The 19,366-nt window shown below is 60.8% G+C and carries 17 protein-coding genes; 8 read left to right on the forward strand and 9 right to left on the reverse strand.

Features of this window, described 5'->3' with window-relative positions:
- Nucleotides 1-165: 165 nt before the first annotated feature.
- The 4 genes from NTD85_RS18435 to NTD85_RS18450 form a co-directional block, all read right to left on the reverse strand.
- Nucleotides 166-1,131 carry a sensor domain-containing diguanylate cyclase gene (locus NTD85_RS18435; RefSeq protein WP_201137907.1) on the reverse strand — a complete coding sequence of 322 codons (966 nt, stop codon included), beginning with the start codon at nt 1,129-1,131 and terminating at the stop codon, nt 166-168.
- A 61-nt stretch (nt 1,132-1,192) separates the two neighbouring features.
- The gene (locus tag NTD85_RS18440; protein WP_103485719.1) at nt 1,193-1,771 is read right to left on the reverse strand and encodes a hypothetical protein; all 579 of its coding nucleotides are present in this window, start codon (nt 1,769-1,771) and stop codon (nt 1,193-1,195) included.
- Between the two features lies 1 nt (nt 1,772).
- A complete protein-coding gene (locus tag NTD85_RS18445) occupies nt 1,773-3,935 on the reverse strand; it encodes a xanthine dehydrogenase family protein molybdopterin-binding subunit (RefSeq protein WP_262142859.1) in 2,163 nt (720 codons plus the stop codon).
- Nucleotides 3,936-3,955: 20 nt separating this feature from the next.
- On the reverse strand, nt 3,956-4,411 hold the full coding sequence (locus NTD85_RS18450; protein WP_003224136.1) for a (2Fe-2S)-binding protein: 456 nt from the start codon (nt 4,409-4,411) through the stop codon (nt 3,956-3,958).
- Between the two features lie 251 nt (nt 4,412-4,662).
- On the opposite strand from NTD85_RS18450, the gene NTD85_RS18455 reads away from it, so the two are divergent.
- Nucleotides 4,663-5,493, forward strand: coding sequence for an alpha/beta fold hydrolase (locus NTD85_RS18455; RefSeq protein WP_103485717.1), 831 nt, complete (start codon nt 4,663-4,665; stop codon nt 5,491-5,493).
- 308 nt (nt 5,494-5,801) lie between these two features.
- Here the strand turns inward: NTD85_RS18455 and NTD85_RS18460 are convergent, their stop codons facing one another.
- On the reverse strand, nt 5,802-6,194 hold the full coding sequence (locus tag NTD85_RS18460; RefSeq protein ID WP_262142860.1) for a GFA family protein: 393 nt from the start codon (nt 6,192-6,194) through the stop codon (nt 5,802-5,804).
- Between the two features lie 93 nt (nt 6,195-6,287).
- Here NTD85_RS18460 and NTD85_RS18465 point away from each other — a divergent pair, with 93 nt between their 5' ends.
- The 4 genes from NTD85_RS18465 to NTD85_RS18480 all read left to right on the forward strand — a co-directional run bounded on the left by NTD85_RS18465 (nt 6,288) and on the right by NTD85_RS18480 (nt 9,345).
- Nucleotides 6,288-6,962 carry a class I SAM-dependent methyltransferase gene (locus NTD85_RS18465; RefSeq protein ID WP_262142861.1) on the forward strand — a complete coding sequence of 225 codons (675 nt, stop codon included), beginning with the start codon at nt 6,288-6,290 and terminating at the stop codon, nt 6,960-6,962.
- A gap of 191 nt (nt 6,963-7,153) precedes the next feature.
- Nucleotides 7,154-7,657 carry a VOC family protein gene (locus NTD85_RS18470; RefSeq protein WP_262142862.1) on the forward strand — a complete coding sequence of 168 codons (504 nt, stop codon included), beginning with the start codon at nt 7,154-7,156 and terminating at the stop codon, nt 7,655-7,657.
- Nucleotides 7,658-7,692: 35 nt separating this feature from the next.
- Nucleotides 7,693-8,526 carry an AraC family transcriptional regulator gene (locus tag NTD85_RS18475; protein WP_262142863.1) on the forward strand — a complete coding sequence of 278 codons (834 nt, stop codon included), beginning with the start codon at nt 7,693-7,695 and terminating at the stop codon, nt 8,524-8,526.
- Nucleotides 8,527-8,586: 60 nt separating this feature from the next.
- The gene (locus tag NTD85_RS18480) at nt 8,587-9,345 is read left to right on the forward strand and encodes a type 1 glutamine amidotransferase domain-containing protein (protein ID WP_226501713.1); all 759 of its coding nucleotides are present in this window, start codon (nt 8,587-8,589) and stop codon (nt 9,343-9,345) included.
- Between the two features lie 12 nt (nt 9,346-9,357).
- On the opposite strand, the gene NTD85_RS18485 is transcribed toward NTD85_RS18480, so the two are convergent.
- Complete coding sequence (locus tag NTD85_RS18485; protein WP_262142864.1) at nt 9,358-9,945, reverse strand: LysE family translocator; 588 nt, start codon at nt 9,943-9,945, stop codon at nt 9,358-9,360.
- A gap of 306 nt (nt 9,946-10,251) precedes the next feature.
- Here NTD85_RS18485 and NTD85_RS18490 point away from each other — a divergent pair, with 306 nt between their 5' ends.
- Complete coding sequence (locus tag NTD85_RS18490) at nt 10,252-13,953, forward strand: hypothetical protein (RefSeq protein ID WP_262142865.1); 3,702 nt, start codon at nt 10,252-10,254, stop codon at nt 13,951-13,953.
- A 50-nt stretch (nt 13,954-14,003) separates the two neighbouring features.
- On the opposite strand, the gene NTD85_RS18495 is transcribed toward NTD85_RS18490, so the two are convergent.
- Nucleotides 14,004-16,250: an ATP-binding protein gene (locus NTD85_RS18495; RefSeq protein WP_262142866.1), complete on the reverse strand. Its 2,247-nt coding sequence runs from the start codon at nt 16,248-16,250 to the stop codon at nt 14,004-14,006.
- A complete protein-coding gene (locus tag NTD85_RS18500) occupies nt 16,247-16,861 on the reverse strand; it encodes a biliverdin-producing heme oxygenase (RefSeq protein WP_262142867.1) in 615 nt (204 codons plus the stop codon). Before NTD85_RS18500 ends, NTD85_RS18495 begins: the two co-directional genes overlap by 4 nt.
- Before the next feature lie 275 nt (nt 16,862-17,136).
- Between NTD85_RS18500 and NTD85_RS18505 the strand changes: the two genes are divergently transcribed.
- On the forward strand, nt 17,137-17,757 hold the full coding sequence (locus tag NTD85_RS18505; RefSeq protein WP_103519744.1) for a LysE family translocator: 621 nt from the start codon (nt 17,137-17,139) through the stop codon (nt 17,755-17,757).
- A gap of 3 nt (nt 17,758-17,760) precedes the next feature.
- Here NTD85_RS18505 and NTD85_RS18510 read toward each other — a convergent pair whose 3' ends face one another.
- Nucleotides 17,761-18,174, reverse strand: a complete 414-nt coding sequence (locus NTD85_RS18510) for a VOC family protein (RefSeq protein ID WP_262142868.1) — start codon at nt 18,172-18,174, stop codon at nt 17,761-17,763.
- Between the two features lie 108 nt (nt 18,175-18,282).
- Between NTD85_RS18510 and NTD85_RS18515 the strand changes: the two genes are divergently transcribed.
- The gene (locus tag NTD85_RS18515; RefSeq protein ID WP_103485705.1) at nt 18,283-19,365 is read left to right on the forward strand and encodes a bifunctional transcriptional activator/DNA repair enzyme AdaA; all 1,083 of its coding nucleotides are present in this window, start codon (nt 18,283-18,285) and stop codon (nt 19,363-19,365) included.
- The last annotated feature ends 1 nt before the right edge of the window (nt 19,366 follow it).

Genomic DNA, 19,366 nt, shown 5'->3' on the forward strand with positions numbered 1-19,366 from the left:
TGGGAGTGGGCTTGCTCACGAAGAGGCCGGCACATTCAACATCGATATCGCCTGACCAGACGCTTTCGCGAGCAAGCCCGCTCCCACAGGGTTGCGCGCAGCACCGGGATTTCGTGAACACCCGAGAAACTTGTGGGAGTGGGCTTGCCAGCGATGAGGCCCGAATCAGCGCCGCTTCAACGCCTGCTTGTGCGCATACATGGCCTCGTCGGCATCGGCCAGCAGCCGATCCACCGTGTCATGCCGTCGGGAATCGTATTCGATCTGGCCGACGCTGAAGCGAATGTCGTAGCCGCGCTGCAACATTGCATTGCGCTCGTCGAGGATTTCCTTGAGCCGCGCCATGATTGCCGTGGTTTCGACGTGACTGGAACCGGTCAGCAGCGCCACGAACTCATCGCCGCCCAGGCGCCCGATCACATCGCTTTCGCGAAAAGCGATGCGCAGCACGTCGGCGAAGGTCTTCAGCGCACTGTCGCCCTCGGCATGGCCGTAGCGATCGTTGATCTGCTTGAAATCATTGAGATCGAAAAACAGCAGCGTCGCCGGTTTGTCCCGGTGTTTGCAGGCGTCCAACGCATGCTGAGCCAGGGTCTTGAAGCCACGGCGGTTGGACAGCAGCGTCAGCTCATCCATGCTCGCCATCTGCACCGCCATCAATTCCTGCTCGGCCATGCCGGCGAGGTCGCGCAACAGGGCGCGCTCCTCGTCGTCGAGTTCCCGCGGTCTGGTGTCGATCAGGCACAGCGTGCCCATTTTGTTGCCATTGGGCACCGTCAGCGGGTAACCCGCGTAGAAACGAATCTTCGGCTCGCCGGTGACCAGCGGATTGTCGTGAAAGCGCTCGTCCTCCTTGGCATCAGCCACCAACAGCAGTTCGTTCTGAAGGATCGCATGACCGCAGAATGACACATCCCTCGGCGTTTCACTGACGCCCAGCCCGACGCAAGACTTGAACCACTGGCGATCGCTATCCACCAACGTCACCAAGGCAATCGGCACGTTGAACAGGCGCTTGGCCAGCCGCGTAAGCCGGTCGAAACGCTCCTCCGGCGCGGAATCAAGGACATTCAAGCCGTGCAGCGCTTGAATTCGGGTTGCTTCATTGGCGGGTTTGATCGGGGCCAGCATCACGCACTCCATCAGGGTCAACGACCGTTAGAGTAGCTTGATTCGCCAGCGACTCACACACTCAACCGCCCGCCACCGGACACGGGCCACCCGCGTCGGCCCAAAGCTTGAACTGAGCCACAAAAATGTCATGCGGCACCGGCACCGGCGTGCGCCCTGCTCCCGGGTTCCAGCCCCACAGCACCAACTTGTCATCGCTGACATGTTTTATCAGCGCGGCGAAATCCCGGTCGCCGTTGCTCGAACGATCCTTGATCATTGCGCACAACTTGTCCGGTGGCAGGCCGATCCACGCCATTTTGTGCGCCGCCGGCGGCAGGCTCCAGTGCGGCGCCCCCGGTGGCGCATGCGGGCCATAACTGTCGGGCGGGTTGCTCTCGGCATGGCAGGTGGCGCAGGGCAAACCGGCGGCGCCCTTGCCGTCCATGCCGCGCACCACGTTCATCGCGTGCGGTTTGCCCGCATCGAACTGCAGCGGCGAGTCGCCGGGGATGTGACAGTTTTGGCAGCGCGGGCTCTGGAACACCTTCTGCACCGTGCCGAACGCCTTGAGCGCCTCCTGATCATCGGCAAACAGGTCCGAGGCGTAGCCGCCCAGCCCCAGCAACATCACCGTGCCCAACAGCAGATGTCGTTTCATCTCACACCCCCGCCAGTTGCAGCGGCAGCTCACGCAACCGTTGCCCGGTCAGCGCATACACCGCGTTAGCCACCGCCGGCGCGGTGGGCGGCACCCCGGCCTCGCCGATGCCGCCGGGTTTGTCGCTGCTGGGCACGATATGCACCTCGACCAGCGGCATCTCGTTGAGCCGCAGCACCTGATAGTCGTGATAGTTGGATTGCACCACCGCGCCGTCCTTGACCGTCAGTTTGCTGTGCAGCGTCATGCCCAGGCCAAAGGTGATGCACGATTCCATCTGCGCCGCGATGCTCTGCGGATTGACCGCGATCCCGCAATCCACCGCACACACCACGCGGTGCACGCGGATCGCCAGATTGTCCTGCGAGACCTCGGCCACCTGCGCCACATAACTGCCGAACGACTCATGCACCGCCACGCCCAACGCATGCCCGTCCGGCAATGGCGCTTGCCAGTTGGCCTTCTCCACCGCCAGATTCAGCACCCCGAGATGGCGCGCATGGTCCTTGAGCAAGGTGCGTCGATATTCGACCGGGTCCTTGCCCGCCGCCGTGGCCATCTCATCGATCAGCGACTCCATGACGAACGCGGTGTGGCTGTGCCCCACCGAACGCAGCCACAGCACATTGATCCCGGTCTGCGACGAATGCAGCTCGACCTGTTGATGGGCCAGGCCCTTGATATACGGGCTGTCGGCCACGCCTTCGACCGAAGTCGCGTCGATGCCGTTCTTGACCATGGTCTGTTCGAGCATGGTGCCGGCCATGATCGACTGGCCGACCAGCACATGCTGCCAGCTCAGCGGCATGCCCTGCCCGTCCAGGCCTATGCGTGCCTGATGCAGGAACATCGAGCGGTAATACCCGCCGCGAATGTCGTCCTCGCGGGACCACACGGTTTTCACCGGCATCCCGGCAGCCTTCGCCACTTGCACCGCTTCGGCGACGAAGTCCGAGGTCGGATTGGCCCGGCGCCCGAAACCGCCGCCAAGAAACTCGGTGTGAATCTCCACTTGCTCGGGTTTGAGTCCGGTGATCTTGCCGGCGACCATTTGATCGAGGGTCTGGAATTGCGTGCCGGTCCAGATCTCGCACTTTTCGGCGCTGATTTTCACTGTGCAGTTCAGCGGCTCCATTGGCGCATGTGCCAGATACGGCACGCTGTATTCGACGTCGATTTTCTTCGCTGCCTTGTCGAAGTTGCCTTTCGGATCCCCAGCCTGGCTGGCGGAACTGCCTGGTGTCGCCGCCAGTTTGCGGAAGCTGTCGAGCAAGCCCTGGCTGCTCAGATCCGTATGCGGCCCCAGATCCCAATCGACTTTTAATGCATCACGACCGAGTTTCGCCGCCCAGTAATGATCGGCAATCACCGCTACGCCGGTCGGCACTTGCACCACTTTGTGCACACCCGGCACCGCCAGCGCCTCGGCGCCTTCGAAGGATTTGACCGTCGCGCCGAACACCGGTGCACGGGCGACCATCGCGGTCATCAAGCCCTCGAATTGCACGTCCATGCCGAACTTGGCGCGCCCGGTGATTTTCTCCGGGGTATCGAGGCGTTTGGTCGGCTTGCCGATGACCTTCCAGTCCTTGGCCTCCTTGAAGGTGATCGACTTGGGATCCGGCACAGGCAGTTGCCCGGCGGCGTCCGCCAGTTCGCCATACGTCGCGCGTTTATCGCCGGCGATCACCACGCCCGATTCAGTACGAATGGCTGAAGGCGCGACATCGAAACGCTTGGCCGCCGCCTCCACCAGCATCTGTCGCGCCGTGGCCCCGGCGAGCCGGTAACGGTCGAACTCCATCCAGGTCGAGGTCGAGCCGCCGGTAATCTGCATCCCGCCAAACGCCGGCATGCCGTAATCGGCCGCCGAGGCCGGCGAGTGTTCGACGCGGATCGTCGACCAGTCGGCGTCCAGCTCTTCGGCGATCAGCATGGTCAGGCCGGTCCAGATGCCCTGGCCCATTTCCGAATGCCCGAGCAACACCGTCACGCTGTTGTCGGCGGCGATGCGCAAAAACGCATTCGGCGCGAAGACCTTGCCTTCATTCTCCGCCGCCATGGCAAAGCGATGGGCACCGGGGACCACGAACGCCACCACCAGACCGCCACCCAGCACGGCACTGCCCTTGAGAAATCCGCGACGCGATACAGGACTGTTCATCACCCTTCTCCCAACATGCATCAGCCGATTTCGGACGCGCGCTTAACCGCCGCACGGATCCGTGGATAGGTGCCGCAGCGGCAAATGTTGCCGGAGAGCGCCTGATCGATATCGCTGTCGGTGGGTTTGGGGATTTTCGCCAGCAGCGCGGCGGCAGACATGATCTGCCCCGACTGGCAGTAGCCGCACTGCACCACATCGAGTTCGGCCCAGGCCTGCTGCACCGGGTGCGAGCCGTCGGTCGACAGGCCTTCGATGGTGAGAATTTTCTGGCCGTGGGCCACGGCGGTGGCGGGCGTGATACAGGCACGCAACGGAGCGCCATCGACGTGTACGGTGCAGGCGCCGCACTGGGCCATGCCACAGCCGAATTTGGTACCGGTCAGGTGCGCAACGTCACGCAGAACCCAGAGCAACGGCATGTCGGCCGGCACATCGAGTTCCTGATCCTTGCCATTGATATTCAAGGTCAGCATCGGGGATTTTCCTCAGACTCACGGTGTTCTGAAGGGGCGTCGCTACGGCCATCGAAGCCTGTGCGCGCCTCGGCTTATCCCTTTCAGCAAAGCCTAATTTGCGCGTGAAGCCAGACGTTGCGACCACCGGTCATGCCTGCCCCCGAAAATGTCGACTTTAATCCTGTGGCTGATAACGGCGCTCATCCGAACCATCACGACCGGTCTGCGACGAGCGCGGTAACCCATCACAATGGTCAGGAGTCGCGAACATGGGATTTGTCACCACCCAAGACGGCGTCGATATTTTCTACAAGGACTGGGGGCCGAAAGACGCCCCGGTGATCCACTTCCACCACGGCTGGCCGCTCAGTTCGGATGACTGGGACGCGCAGATGCTGTTCTTTCTGGCACAGGGCTTTCGGGTGATTGCCCATGACCGTCGCGGGCACGGACGCTCGAGCCAGGTCTGGGACGGCCACGACATGGACCATTACGCCGACGATGCGCTGGCGGTGGTTCAGCATCTGGGGGTGAAGAACGTGGTGCATGTCGGCCACTCCACCGGCGGCGGCGAGGTCATCCACTACATTGCCCGGCATGGTCAGGACAACGTCGCCAAAGGCGTGCTGATCAGCGCGGTACCGCCGCTGATGGTCAAGACCGAAAGCAATCCCGGTGGCTTGCCGAAATCGGTGTTCGATGACTTGCAAGCGCAGTTGGCGGCCAATCGCGCGCAGTTCTATCGCGATGTTCCCAGCGGGCCGTTCTACGGCTACAACCGCCCGGGCGCCAAGCCCTCCGAGGGGATCATCGGCAACTGGTGGCGTCAGGGCATGATCGGCGGCGCCAAGGCGCATTACGACGGGATCGTCGCGTTCTCGCAGACCGATTTCACCGAAGACCTGAAGAAGGTCACCGTGCCGGTGCTGGTGATGCATGGAGAGGATGATCAGATTGTGCCGTATGCGAACTCGGGGCCTTTGTCGGCGAAATTGCTGCCAAATGGTACGTTGAAGTCGTACCCGGGGTTTCCGCACGGGATGCCGACGACTGAGGCAGCGACGATCAATGCCGATTTGCTGGCGTTTATTCGCGGCTGAAACTCAAGCGTTTCATGCTCCCGCGGAGGTGATCAGAGATCTGTAGGGACCACACATCATTGTGGGAGCTGGCTTGCCAGCGATGGCGGTGGGTCAGGCAACATCAACTGTGGATGTGCCGGCCCCATCGCTGGCAAGCCAGCTCCCACAGGTTTTCAGGTGCCTGCTGGAATACTCGGTCACACCAGGGACCGTGTGGGAGCCAGCCTGCTGGCGAAGGCAATCGGTCAGTCAATGATGGGTTGGCTGACCCACCGCATTCGCGAGCAGGCTCACTCCTACAAGGGACTTGATTGGCCTGAAGTGCACTACTCCTCGGAACGACTCGTACGCTCTCGATCACGTTCGTAGTGGTGAGCCAATGGCAGCGCCGGCAACCAGGCCTCACGACGGATAGTCCACAACTCATAAGTCGGCGTGAACTGGTTCGGCGCGTCCAGCGAGCCGACATTGACTTCAATTTCATCCCCCGAACGCGCAAGTACCGGTGAACCACAGCGCGGGCAGAACACTCGCCCTTGATACGTGCCAGTCTTGCCGCTGACGGTCACCGCATTCTCGGGAAATATCGCCGAGGCATGGAACAAAGCGCCGTGGTGTTTGCGGCAATCGAGGCAGTGGCAGATGCCGACGCGGTAAGGTTGGCCCGATGCTTTGAAACGCACATCACCGCACAGGCAACCGCCAGTTAATGGGGTCATGGTGTCTATCCTCTGCCAGACTCTGTTCAGCCTTTGAACATAGCAGGCGCACCAGCGAACGCTCACAATCTGCCTTTTACCGGAGACAGCGCCATGCCTTCACCCGAATCCACCCTTCTGCAGAGCTGGCACGACAACGCCGATGCCTGGATCGAAGTGATCCGCAGCGGTGCCATCGAAAGCCGTCAGCAGGTCACCGATCAGGCGATCCTGCTGGCGATCATGAGCCGTCAACCCGAGCGAGTGCTGGATCTGGGATGCGGTGAAGGCTGGTTGTTGCGGGCGCTGGCGGACCGGGGCATCGATGCGGCGGGTGTCGATGGCGATGCAACGCTGATCGAGGCAGCACGTGAGGCTGGTTCGGCCAAGCTGCATGTTGCCAGTTACGAGGCGCTGGTCGACGCCCGGGTCGATGTCGGCAGTGATTACGATTTGGTCTGCGCTAATTTCTCGCTGCTGCATCAGGACATCATTGCGCTGCTCGCCGCGATGAATGCGTTGCTGGTTCCCGGCGGCTCCTTGATCATCCAGACCCTGCATCCTTGGGCCGTGGCGGCCGGCGATTATCAGGATGGCTGGCGTGAAGAATCCTTCGCCGGGTTCAAGGGCCGGTGGCAGCCGATGCCGTGGTATTTCCGCACGCTGTCGAGTTGGCTGAATGCCTTGGACATGGCGGGGTTCAGACTGGTCGGCCTGCACGAACCGCAGCATCCGCAAAGTGCGGTGCCGCAGTCCCTGTTGATGATTGCCGAGCAGCGCCCCTTGTAGGAGTGAGCCTGCTCGCGATGGCGTAGGCTCAGGCAACACCAACGCCTGTACCGACGCCATCGCGAGCAGGCTCACTCCTACAGGGGTTTGTGTTCGCCCGCGAAGCACTTGTCGATCTACGGCACCGCCACTCGACCAAGGACTGACTACGCTGATTATCCTGCGTGTCTAACCTGCCGAGGATGACTGCCATGCAACGCTTTCAAAAACTCACACCGTGCCTGTGGTTCGATGATCAGGCCGAAGCTGCTGCGAAGTTCTATTGCTCGGTTTTCGATCATTCGAAAATCACCGGCCTGACCCACTACAGCAAGGTCGGCCAGGAATTTCACGGCAAGCCGGAAGGTGCGGTGATGACTGTCAGTTTCGAACTCGACGGCCAGACCTTCACCGGGCTCAACGGCGGGCCGATGTTCAAGTTCAGTGAAGCCATATCGTTTCAGGTCAATTGCCAGAATCAGGAAGAAGTCGACCACTTCTGGGGCAACCTGTCGGCCGGGGGCCCGGTTGAGGCCCAGCAATGCGGTTGGCTCAAGGACAAGTTCGGGGTGTCGTGGCAAATTGTACCGGTGGCCTTCATGCACATGATGCAAGACCCCGACACCACTAAGTCGCAAAGGGCGATGCAGGCCATGTTCAAGATGAAAAAACTCGACATCGCCGAACTTGAGCGGGCCTTTGCCGGCCGGAGCTAATACACTCCGGTTCTGGCCTGCCGGGAACAATAACGATGAAACACGCCGCCGCCAAAAGCCCTGAAAAAGCGCCACACTTCTGGCGTGACGACGCCCTGCCCTTCATCGAAGCGCGGGCTATCGCCGATGGCCGTGAGGTCTGCTACTCGCGCCATTCCCATGCGCATTTTTCCATCGGTGCGATTACCGCCGGGCGCAGCATTTACGTGCATGAGCAATCGCGCTTCGACGTCGCCGCCGGCACCGTGGTGCTGATGAATCCGGGCGATGTGCACGCCTGCAATCCGATCGATGATCAGCCGTGGTCGTATCTGATGTTGTACGTGGAAACGCCGTGGCTGACGGACTTGCAGCATCAGCTGGGGTTCAGTACCGAGCTTGAGTTCCGCCGATTTTCCACCACGCATTTGAATGACGCTCGGCTGTTCCGGGCGCTGCAAGGGTTGTACGCCACACTGGTCGATGAGCAGCAGGATGTACTGCGTAAACAGAGCGCAGCGGTGGAGTTTTTCAGCGACCTGCAACTGCGCCTGAACCCGGCGGAACAACCGTTGCGCGAGCCGAATTTCAAGCTCGAACGCGCCGCCGATTTCATCCGTGAACACTGCACCGATCTGCTCAGCCTGGAGGACATCTGCACGGCGGCGCAGCTGTCGCCCTCGTACCTGATCCGCGCCTTCAAGCAGCATTACGGCATGACCCCGCACGCGTTCGTGGTCAACCAGCGCATCCAGTTCGCCCGCGAACGCCTGCGCAGCGGCCAGTTGATTGCCGATGTCGCCCTTGAAGCAGGGTTTGCCGATCAAGCGCACTTCCAGCGCGCGTTCAAACAGCATCTGGCCGCGACACCCGGCCAATATCGCGGCTGACAGCCAAAATCGACTACGCTCCAGATCAGCGGCCAATCCCGGCCCGGGAGTTTGCTCTGGATGATTCTGATTCTGTTGCCGTCCGCCGATTACGACCCGACTGAAAGCAGCGTGCCGTGGCAGGCGCTGCACAACGCGGGCATCGAAGCCCGTTTTGCCACGCCGCAAGGCCTGCCTGCCTACGCCGATTCACGGTTGGTGAGCGTTGGGTTCGGGCCGCTGAACCCGATGCTGATGACGCGCAAGGCCGACCTGGACAGTTACGCCCAGATGATCGACAGCGCAGCATTTCTTCAACCGCTGGCGTATGCCGATGTCGACCCGTCTCAGTTCGACGGCCTGCTGATTCCCGGCGGTCATGCCAAAGGCATGCGCAGCCTGCTGGAGTCCGGACAGGCACGGCAAATCGCCCTGCAGTTTTTCAAGGCACAAAAACCCGTGGCGGCGGTGTGTCATGGCGTGCTGTTACTGGCCCGCACCCTTGACCCTGACACCGGACGTTCGGTGTTGTTCGGGCGCAAGGTCACAGCGTTACTGGCGACCACCATGGAGTTACCGGCCTGGCTGATGACCTGCGCCTGGCTGGGGCGTTACTTCCGTACTTACCCGCAGACCGTCGAGGCAGAAGTGACTGCCGCACTGTCGCGCCAATCCGACTTTGTACGCGGTCCCCTCATCGCCAGGCGTGATAGCGCAAAAGCGCCGCAAACAGGATTCGTGGTGCGCGACGGCAATCTGCTGACGGCGCGCTGGCCCGGTGATTGCCATCGCTTCGCCAAAGAATGGGTCGCCATGCTGCAAGCACGATCGGCTGGGTGAATGACACGAGACTTATGGCAACAACAGATAAATCGCACTCGCCGCCAGCAACAAAGCCATGATCCGATTGAACAGGCGCATCCCCGCCGGATTGCCCAGATACCCACGTAAAAACGTCCCGGCATACACCCAGCAACCCACTGACAAATAGCAGATCACCAGATACACCGCCGCAAACTGCCAGACCAGCCGCGCCTCGCCATCGGCGACAAACGCGCCCATCCCTGCCACGCAAGCCAGCCAGGCTTTCGGGTTGAGCCATTGCATCACCGCGCCGTACAACATCGACGGCGCACGCGCTGCCTCGCCGGCATTCAACTGACCGTCATCAGCCGCCAGTTTCCAGGCCATGAACAACAGAAACGCCACCCCGGCCAGTTGCACCACCCGGGTCAGGGCCGGCCACAACGTCAGCACTTCATGCAGCCCCAGGCCCATCAGGACCAGCAGCAACACAAACCCCAACGTCGCCCCCGCTACATGCCGCTGACTGGCCCGGAAGCCGAATTGCGCGCCGGAACTCAACGCCACGATATTCACCGGTCCCGGGGTAATGGACGCCACCAATGCAAACGCCGCCATCGACACAATCAGACTCATCGCACACCTGTTTCAATTCAAGGAACAAGATCGCAACACTAACCAGCGCCAACCTTGGGTGTATTGAACAAAATTACCCCGATTAATCTACAGCACCCTGGAACGGAATATCACCCACCCATCCCCAACCAACTCTTAACGTTAATCCAACTAACAAATATCCAGATACTTTTGAAAACAGCCTGAAACTCAAAACAGATAAATCACGACGGGCAATGTTTTATATTCCCCGGCAACTTCACAAACAGCCACCCCACCGGTGACTGATCGCTGTATTACATCAACCTGGAAACAGAAGAGTTCTATATGGATATTACCCGCAACCTGTTCAGCGCCGCCCCCGCTTCCGCCGATGAGCAAGAGCGCCTGAACATTGCCAAAGCCCTGGAAAACAGACACTTCCTTCTGCAAAACTCCAGCACCAGCGATGATGCCCTGCAACTCGTCACCGAGGTGATTGCAGGTAGCGATTTCGACCATGCACATCACGCCGGCAAACTATTGCTACGCACGGTAATCCACCATCCGGAATTCGTCAGCTTCACTGACAAACTGAGCATCGACAAGAACCATTGGTTCATGGTGTTGAGCAATGGCGAAGTTTATGTCGCCCATGAAGAAACAGGTTCTACCGGTACTTACATTCATTACAGCATCATTACCGATCAACTTTATGAAGTCGAAGCGCTGCGCGCCGATGTTGAACTTCTGGCTAATGGCGCCCGGCGTACTGGCGGCATCATTTCTTCCGGCAACAAAGTTCCCTTGCGCAACTGGTTGATCTTTCAGGATATCGACCGACCTGAAGACGAAGCCGCCATCGCCAACCTGATCGACTGCCTGAAATTCACCCTGCCGCCCGCGCCGAAGTTCGGCAACTACTGGGGCATCAGCGAAGAAGCCGACGACGCTGCGCTGATTGTCGAACCCGAGCAATACCCGCTGGTCCTGCAGCAGGTGCGCAAGCGCATGGCCGATGCTGGCCGGGATGCCGAACCGTTGATCAACTATCTGACAGATGCGCTGCTGGTGAAGAAAAGTGGCGCGCTGGTGATGGAGGATCCGCGCCTGGCGTGGAAACACCTGCTGGAAACGCGTGAAGCCCGGGAGTTTGCGCAAACCTGTCTCGAAGCCCTGCATGGCCCGGACCCGGCACCGGCAATGACCGAAATCACGCGCAGTCGGTTGCTGCTCGCCGCTGTCGTGCTGGATCTGGACATGGGTTCGGAAGAACGGGTCGCGACGCATCGTGGCTTGCGTTACGCGCCGTTGCACGTGCACGAAACCTCGGCCCAGGCCCGTGCTCGCCTGAAACAGCAGTTCGAGCAAATCAACCGTGCCGATCCGTTCGCCGCGCACCTGGCGGTGGAGCTGGTGCTGGCGGGCCAGTCCCCGGAGTTCCTGGTGCTGACCCCGCAGACGCTGTTGATCGGTTCGCCCGGTTGGGTATTGTTGCGCAAAGCGGTGCTGCTGACGGAACGCATCGCGCCCGGGCTGTCCCTGACACTGTCCTACGCCCAACTGATCAAATTCGCCGCGCTTGCACCGCTCAGCGACGCTCAAAGGACCGTGCATCAAGTCCTCAATCTGCAATGCGTGATGGACTGGGCAGCCATCAACGAAATGCTTCCCGATGAAAACGCGGCACTGACGCCAGAAGGCGTTGCAACAGCAGCGATGAATCACTACAGCGCTTATGCCAAGGAACTGGAAGACGCACTGCACGCCATTACGGCGGCCCCGGTCAGCCGCCGCAAACTGGCAAGACAAACGCTGCTGGACGCCGGCATTGCTAATCAGGGAGAAATGTTCGCTTCACCGCACAACAAGGGTGGTTTGATCCGCGACACGGTGATCAATCTTTACCTCGCCAACCAGCTGCATCGGAAGAACCTCACCAGCAAATCGAGCAAGCGCAATCTGCACGATGTGCATCCCGGCCTGGCGGATCTTGCGCCCGTCAACGGGTTGTACGCCGAGCAGCTCAAACCGCAGCACGAACGCTTCAAGGCGGGTATCAGCACGATGATCCGGCTGGCGTTTTCCAACCTGAGCCTGAGTGAACGGCAAGCGCTGACCCAGGGCGCGTCAACCGTGTACCTGGTGCGCGGCAACCGCAACATTCCCGGTCACAGCGCCGACCACTTCTCCCCGCACGGCGTGGTCATCCTGTGTCGTCACAAGTCGAAGCACCACTGCTTCGAGCTGTTCCCGCTACAGGGGCTGTGCCGTACCAGCGAACGTCTGGCCGAGGCTTACTTCAAGGCGTCAGCGTTCAACGAAGACACCGGCAGCTTCGACGAAGCGACCAATGAGGAAACAGGAGTTTTCCCGCGTCTCACCTACCTCGAAAACATCGTGAGCGAGCACAAGGCTTACTTCGAGGGCGCAACGCCTCGGCCAACCGAACAGGCGGACATCAACCGGTTACTGCCGCGCCACCATTGGCAACTTGAAGAGTATGCGCAGATTCGCGAGTTCGGCATGCTGCTTGATCGGCTGGGGGAATTTGCCGAGCACAACGAACCTTCCGCCTGGCATGTCTCGCCGATGGACAGCTTTCGCTCCGTCAGGCTCAAGGACCTGGCCGACTTCATTGCACACAAGAACCCGGCCATCACCTATGACGAGTATTACCGGATGGGCTATGACCAGACTGAATACGAAGAGCAGCAGGAGGAGTACGAACGCGTTGCCAACATCATTCTGAATATCTTCATTCCGTTCCGGGGCTGTATTCAGCAACTGACGTCGGATGATCCGGATCAACGCAGCGGGGCGGCCTTCAGCTGTGTCATCGACGCCCTCGCCGTGGCCTTTGTGTTTATCGGGGCGGCCGGGGCCCTGGCCAAAGCCGCGGCCAGCAGCACGCGGCTGTTAAGCCTCAGCCGCGTGGCCGGCAATGTTCTGGTATCGCTGTTCAACCCGCTGGACGGCGTTCCACAACTGCTGGTCGGCACCGGCAAACTGCTGGGTAAAAGTGCGCTGAAGCTCACTCATTACGGCAACACCGTCAGCCGTATCAGTGCTCGTCAACTCCGGCGGCTGACCAGCACCAGCAGCGGTTCTTATGACCTGGTCAAAGCGCTGGGCAAGTCCGGGGCGGCGGCGGAGATTCGCATGACATTACCGACGGTCGCGCACGGGCGAGCGCTGTTTCAGGATGACACCATTGAAACCGCCAGCCAGGTCCTCAAGCGCCTGCTGGACCAGAACACTGCGCTACCCAAAGGTGCCAGCTACGCGGAGCTGGACCAGCTGTACAAAAATGCACTGGTGAGTACCACACGCAAACTGCAAAAGACTCAGGAGCTGGAGGCCCTGATCGGCCAGACGGCACTCGATGATCTGTTGACAACGTTCATGACAAAGAACCGCCACGAATACAGCGCCGCGCGTTCAGCCGGCAGCGAATATTCTGATTTGCTGGAGTCGTTCAGCGAGTTGGAGGCGCGCAAGGTTATCTACATGAAAAACCATCAGCAGAATGTGCTGAAACAGAATCTGGGAGCAGCGCCTTACAACGGCGTGGTGCCCGAGTCACGTTACAACCCTAAAGGCTTTACCGATAACGCCCAGCGAGCCGGGGCGTGGATCGTTCATGCTTCGAACTCACCGGGCAACGACCTCGACAGTATCGTAGCCATACTGCGAGAGTACGCCAACAGCAACAAGCCCCTCACTGACCCGGATCTGATCCGCCAGTTACACGTCAGTATCGCGCCGGCGACCGCTGACATCATTCGTGTAGGCACGCACCCTACAAAATATGGCAGCAACATCAGTGGCTTTTCCTTGATGCAGGATCATCTGAAGCTTCTCGACCCCGCCCATGAACACTTCGGCAAGCAAATGTTCGCTACGGTCGCGGGCTTTCATGTGTTCGGTGACGGCAACGGCCGCACGGGTCGCGCCCTGTATGCGATCCACGAGCTGCGACACAACCGTTTCAGTCCGCTGTCAAAAGAATCGATCAGCGCGCTCCATGGCCTCGACGGCGATTTGTAATCCCGAGTAGAACTGTGGCCCGGCCGGCATCAACCGACCGGGCTATTTCTTCATTCGCCCGCAAGCATCACCGGCACCGTAAACCGAAACTCCGTGCCCTGCCCCGGCTCACTGCTGGCCTCGATCCGCCCGCCATGGGCTTCAACAATTCCTTGGGTGATGTACAAGCCCAGGCCGGTTCCGGTCGGATTGCCTTCCTTCACCGTCCAGTAACGATCAAACACCCGGGCCAGGTTTTCCTTGGGAATGCCTTCGCCAGTGTCACGCACAGTAAACACGATCTCTTTACCGTCAGACTTGGCCAGCACGCCCACCGAGCCTTTGCGCGGGGTGAACTTGATCGCGTTGCCGATCAGGTTCGACAACACCTGAAACAGGCGTTCCGGGTCGGCATGGATTTTCAGGTCGGGATCGGCTTCGAACGAGATGCTGATGTCCTTGTCCAGCGCCAGTGGCCCGAGCAGTGACTGGGTTTCTTCGAACATCTGCCCGACATCCAGGGTCTGCGGCGCAATGGTGTAGCGCCCGGCATCGATCTTCGAGGTATCGAGCAAGTCTTCCAGCAGCGTGTTCATCCGCCCGGCTGCCTGCTGCATGGTGTCGATGGCCGTGGAGATGCGCCGCGAAGTGTGCGGCCCATCGGAGCTGAAGGCCTTGTGCAGCATGCCGCAGAGCATCGAAATCACCGTCATCGGATTGCGCAGATCATGCGAGACCACCGCCACCAGTTCATCACGGGCGCGCACCGCTTCCTGCTCGCGGCACACTTGGCGGGCCAGGTCATTTTCCAGTGCCGAACGGCGCAGATCGTTGGCGGCAAACAGATCGCCATGGCTCCATTTGGTGGAGATCCCGGCCATCTCGACTTTCCAGATTTCGAACGAGGTGCGCGGGCGCAGACGCAGGCCGGCGTCGGAGTTTTCCAGATCCAGCGGCTTGCGCGGGTCACCGCTCCAGTTGATGTTCTCCTTGACCTCGGGGCGGAACCACAACACGCCGTTGTCCACCGGTTTGGGCAGGCTCATGGCGAGCACGCCGCTGGCCACTGGCTGAAACTGCGCGGCCGGCGGATAGACGCTCGCCAAGTGATGGCTGGCGAACACCGGTTCGCCGGTTTCCTGCAACCATTTGTGCAGCGCGCGAATCTCTTCCGGCTCCGGGCAGTTGCCGTAACGGTGCAGCTGTTTGTCTTCGATAATCGCAATGCCCCCGGCCCCGGCCAGCGCCATCAGCACTTGCGGCTGCTGCGCCAGACCATCGAAGACATTTTCCGGCGAGTCGATCATTGCTTGATTGAGCAGCGCCAACGCCTCGACTTTTTCTTCGCGCTGGCGGCTGATTTCCAGCGACTCCATCGCACTGATCTGCAGCGACAGCACCTGGCCGATGGTCTGACACGCGCTGCGCAGTTCGTGCGGCACATGCAGCGGCTGACGGTTGCCGCAACTGATCAGGCCCCAGAGCTTGTCGCCCTTGAGCAGGGAAATACTCATCGACGAGAGCACGCCCATGTTCTTCATGTACTGGCAGTGAATCGGCGACACGCTGCGCAGGGTGGCGAAACTCAGGTCCAGCGGGGTCTGGGTGTCCGGGCGCAGCTTGGGCACCAGCGGCACTGGCTGGTAATCGGCATTCGGAATGATCCGCAGCCAGTTGGTGCGGTACAGCTCGCGCGCCTGCTCGGGGATGTCGGAGGCCGGGAAGAACAGGCCATTGAACACTTCCATCGACGGATCGGACGCCTCGGCGATCACCTGACCGTGGCCCTCCTCCTCGAAGCGATAGATCAGCACCCGGTCGTACCCGGTCATCGCCTGGATTTCCTTGACGCTGATTTCATACAGCGCCTGCAACGTGGTGGCCGCTTGCAGACGCTGGAGCATACGTCCCAGATTGGTTGGATTGCTGGCGACGTTACGCGGCTGGAAATTCTCGACGTGGATTTCCAGTTCCAGAATCAATACGCCCTGATGACGGTGCAGCAGCCCTTCAAACGCGGTGCCGTTGAGGCGAAAATGCAGCGGTCCGGCATCGGCAAACACCGGATGCAGCAACGCGTCGCTAACGGTCGCTGCATGAGCCTCACCCAGCAACTTGTGCAGCGGCTGGCCGATCAGTTCCTGCGCCGGACGTGCCAGCAGGGTCTCGACGTTGGCGCTGATCTGAATGATCTCCAGCGCCGGCTCGCTCAGAGTCAGCAGCAAACCGTGGGGCTGGATCGCCCCGGGAAAGCGGATCGGCTCGTCGGCACAGTTGGCCAGCAGTTCTTCAAAGGCTTCTTTGTCTTGCGGAGTCATGCCAGTACCTCCCGGCTTTCGAGCCAACGCTCGAAACAGCTGAATGTGGTTTGGGCTGCCGCAACCACGGCCTCACGTTCGCCCGCATCCAGCGACCGACTGCCCAGGTATTCAATGAAATCGCGCCAGCGGCGACCGGTGGCGGCACCATAAATATCGAGGAATGCCGCGCCATTGTCGGCATTCAGGCGCAACCTCGAGGCGATTTCGCGGCGCAGGATCTGCCCGCCAAGGGTTGCCCCTTCCAGCACATACAACACCCCCAGGCAGGTCGCGCTGGAGTCGATCACTGGCAACGACTGACACAGCGGCAGACGCGCGATGGTCTCGGCCGTCAGGCCCAGAGCCTGCAGATCATTTAACAGGGTCTGCGACTTGAGACGTGGCGTGAGATCGAAATCGGCAGGGATCGAGCCGCTGTCGAGCAATTCGCTTTCCAGCGGTCGATAAAAGCCGTAGTAGGCCTGCATCAGCCGCAAAAAAGCGTTGGAATCGAGGGTATCGGAGAAAAAAGGAAGACGTTTTTCCAGTGCGATATGCAACTCGGCAGTACCGGCTCGCAGATCTTGCAGCACCAGTGGCACATAAACTTCACGGGCCTTTGCTTGCATGTAAATCGCTCTTGGTGGGGCCGCTTCGGGGCCATGCGGGGTGCTTGCAACGTTGGACGGATACTACACGGCAAATGCCTTTTCTGACCTGGCGCACAGTTTTTTTCGGACGAAACCATCGGCTTCTGACCTTTCAGAGTTCCGCAAAATCGGAAAAGTTCGACTCGATTAAAGAGGTTATCGAAGCTGTACCGCGACAGCACCGCGTGACTGTACGGGTCAGCGCGCCCGCAGCCTGTGATAAAAAAGCGTCATCGCTTCTGGAGCCCAAGCCCATGGACCTCGCCACGCTGTCGCTGTTTCTCCCGGCCTGTTTCGCCCTGAACATGGCCCCCGGCCCGAACAACCTGCTGTCGGTCAGCAATGCCACCCGCTATGGCTATCGCCGGGCCTGCGCGGCCGGCGTCGGGCGGATTATCGCGTTCGCCGGGATGATCGCCCTCGCCGGCGCCGGGTTGTCGGTGGTGCTGCAGACCTCGGAATGGCTGTTCCATGCGATCAAGATCATTGGCGCGGCGTACCTGCTGTACCTCGCCTGGCAACTGTGGCGCGCCAACCCCGAGGCCGAGCAGCAGGTGGCGGGAGCGTCGGTGGGGTTCTGGCGGTTGGCGCGTCAGGAGTTCCTGGTGGCGGCGGGCAATCCGAAAGCAATCCTGCTGTTCACGGCATTCCTGCCGCAATTCGTTGACCCGAGCCGTCCGGTACCGGCGCAATTCGCCGTGCTCGGCGCGCTGTTCCTGCTGCTGGAATGGATCGCCATCGGCGCCTACGCCTGGATGGGCCTGCACATGCGCCGCTGGTTCGCCGAGCCGCGCGGCAAGCGGATCTTCAACCGTTGCTGCGCGGGGCTGTTGTCGGCGGCGGCTTCGGTGCTGTTGATGGCCAAACGGGCGTGAGGCCTAGGCCTCTGACGGCCCTTTGAGTTCGACCTGATTGCCGTCCGGGTCGAAACAATACAGCGACAGACCGTAGCCCTCGGCGCCGAAGCGTCTGGCGGCTTTTTCCACGCTCAGGCCGTGTGCCTGCAAGTGTTGGGTCAGCGCCGGTTCGTCGAAGGGTTCGATACGCAGGCAGAAGTGATCGACGTTGCGTCGCTCAGTGCCGGCCGCCCCGCCGCCCTTCTTGCCCAGTTCGCCCTGCAAGTCGACAAGATCGATCATCGAGGTCCCGGCGCGCAAATGCACCAGGCCCAGTTGCTCGTTGTGCTTGACCGCCTCGGCACCAAATACCTGACCGTAGAAATCGATACTGCGTTGCAGATCGGCGACCCGCAGGACGATGTGATCGAGGTGTTGAATGATGAACGGCTGCATGGGTTGGCTCCATCGAATCGGCGACTCGCTGATTGTGGTGCAGAATCGGAAAAATTCACTGTCGATTTTTCGGTGGAGCCATCGAAATCCTGGATTTAAGCTCAGGCCATGAACATACAAACCGCACTGCTGCCGCCGCACGCCGAGATGGTTCGCGCCATGCTCGAACGCGACACTGCCTACGAAGGAGTGTTCTTCACGGCCGTGAAAACCACCGGGATCTTCTGCCGCCCCAGTTGCACGGCGCGCAAGCCGAAACCGGAGAACGTCGAGTTCTTCGCCCATGCCGATGAGTGCCTGTCCGCCGGTTATCGCGCCTGCCTGCGCTGCAAACCGCTGGACGCCGCCGCCATCGCCCCCGACTGGGTGCAGCGCCTGCTGAAAGCCGTCGATGCCGACCCGGAGGTGCGCTGGAGTGATGCACAGTTGCTGGCCGAAGGTATTGAACCGCTGAAATTGCGGCGCTGGTTCAAGCAGCATTTCGGCATGACCTTCCATGCGTGGCTGCGCACCCGCCGACTCGGCATGGCGCTGGGCGGGATTCGCCAGGGCACCTCGATTGACCATGCGGCGTTCGACTCAGGCTACGAATCGCTCAGTGGTTTTCGCGATGCGTTCCAAAAGTCGTTCCACATCACCCCGGGGCGCGCGGCCAACAGCGAGCCGCTGCTGTTCACCCGCCTGACCACGCCGCTGGGGCCGATGATCGCCATGGCCGAACGTCGCGGACTGGTGTTGCTGGAGTTTCTCGATCGCCCGGCGCTGACCCGCGAAGTCGAAGCGTTACAGACCCGCCATGGCTACGTGGTCGCACCGGGACACAACGCGCATCTGCAGCAGATCGAAGAACAACTAAACGAATATTTTGCCGGGACGCGCACTCTGTTCAGCGTGCCGCTGCACCTGCCCGGCAGCGCGTTCGACCGGCAAGTCTGGGAGCAACTGCTGCACATTCCTTATGGACACACCAGCACCTACGGCACCCTCGCCGCACGTTTGGGCAAACCCGGCGCCAGTCGCGCGGTGGGGCTGGCCAACGGGCACAATCGGCTGGCGATCGTGGTGCCGTGCCATCGAGTGATCGGTGCGGACGGCTCGCTGACCGGCTATGGTGGTGGGCAGCCGCGCAAGGCGTTTCTGCTGCGGCTGGAAAACGCTGCGGTGCAGCTCACGCAACCACTGGCTTTCTGAA

Origin of the sequence: Pseudomonas sp. 13B_3.2_Bac1 (assembly GCF_025466205.1) — a bacterium.
GTDB lineage: Bacteria > Pseudomonadota > Gammaproteobacteria > Pseudomonadales > Pseudomonadaceae > Aquipseudomonas > Aquipseudomonas fluorescens_H.

Coding starts and splice junctions, on each gene's coding strand:
- NTD85_RS18475 (WP_262142863.1), top strand. CDS start 7,693: ATGAAACACGCCGCCGCCAAAAGCCCTGAAAAAGCGCCACACTTCTGG.
- NTD85_RS18480 (WP_226501713.1), top strand. CDS start 8,587: ATGATTCTGATTCTGTTGCCGTCCGCCGATTACGACCCGACTGAAAGC.
- NTD85_RS18510 (WP_262142868.1), bottom strand. CDS start 18,174: ATGCAGCCGTTCATCATTCAACACCTCGATCACATCGTCCTGCGGGTC.
- NTD85_RS18465 (WP_262142861.1), top strand. CDS start 6,288: ATGCCTTCACCCGAATCCACCCTTCTGCAGAGCTGGCACGACAACGCC.
- NTD85_RS18515 (WP_103485705.1), top strand. CDS start 18,283: ATGAACATACAAACCGCACTGCTGCCGCCGCACGCCGAGATGGTTCGC.
- NTD85_RS18470 (WP_262142862.1), top strand. CDS start 7,154: ATGCAACGCTTTCAAAAACTCACACCGTGCCTGTGGTTCGATGATCAG.
- NTD85_RS18495 (WP_262142866.1), bottom strand. CDS start 16,250: ATGACTCCGCAAGACAAAGAAGCCTTTGAAGAACTGCTGGCCAACTGT.
- NTD85_RS18435 (WP_201137907.1), bottom strand. CDS start 1,131: ATGCTGGCCCCGATCAAACCCGCCAATGAAGCAACCCGAATTCAAGCG.
- NTD85_RS18440 (WP_103485719.1), bottom strand. CDS start 1,771: ATGAAACGACATCTGCTGTTGGGCACGGTGATGTTGCTGGGGCTGGGC.
- NTD85_RS18505 (WP_103519744.1), top strand. CDS start 17,137: ATGGACCTCGCCACGCTGTCGCTGTTTCTCCCGGCCTGTTTCGCCCTG.
- NTD85_RS18500 (WP_262142867.1), bottom strand. CDS start 16,861: ATGCAAGCAAAGGCCCGTGAAGTTTATGTGCCACTGGTGCTGCAAGAT.
- NTD85_RS18460 (WP_262142860.1), bottom strand. CDS start 6,194: ATGACCCCATTAACTGGCGGTTGCCTGTGCGGTGATGTGCGTTTCAAA.
- NTD85_RS18450 (WP_003224136.1), bottom strand. CDS start 4,411: ATGCTGACCTTGAATATCAATGGCAAGGATCAGGAACTCGATGTGCCG.
- NTD85_RS18455 (WP_103485717.1), top strand. CDS start 4,663: ATGGGATTTGTCACCACCCAAGACGGCGTCGATATTTTCTACAAGGAC.
- NTD85_RS18490 (WP_262142865.1), top strand. CDS start 10,252: ATGGATATTACCCGCAACCTGTTCAGCGCCGCCCCCGCTTCCGCCGAT.
- NTD85_RS18485 (WP_262142864.1), bottom strand. CDS start 9,945: ATGAGTCTGATTGTGTCGATGGCGGCGTTTGCATTGGTGGCGTCCATT.
- NTD85_RS18445 (WP_262142859.1), bottom strand. CDS start 3,935: ATGAACAGTCCTGTATCGCGTCGCGGATTTCTCAAGGGCAGTGCCGTG.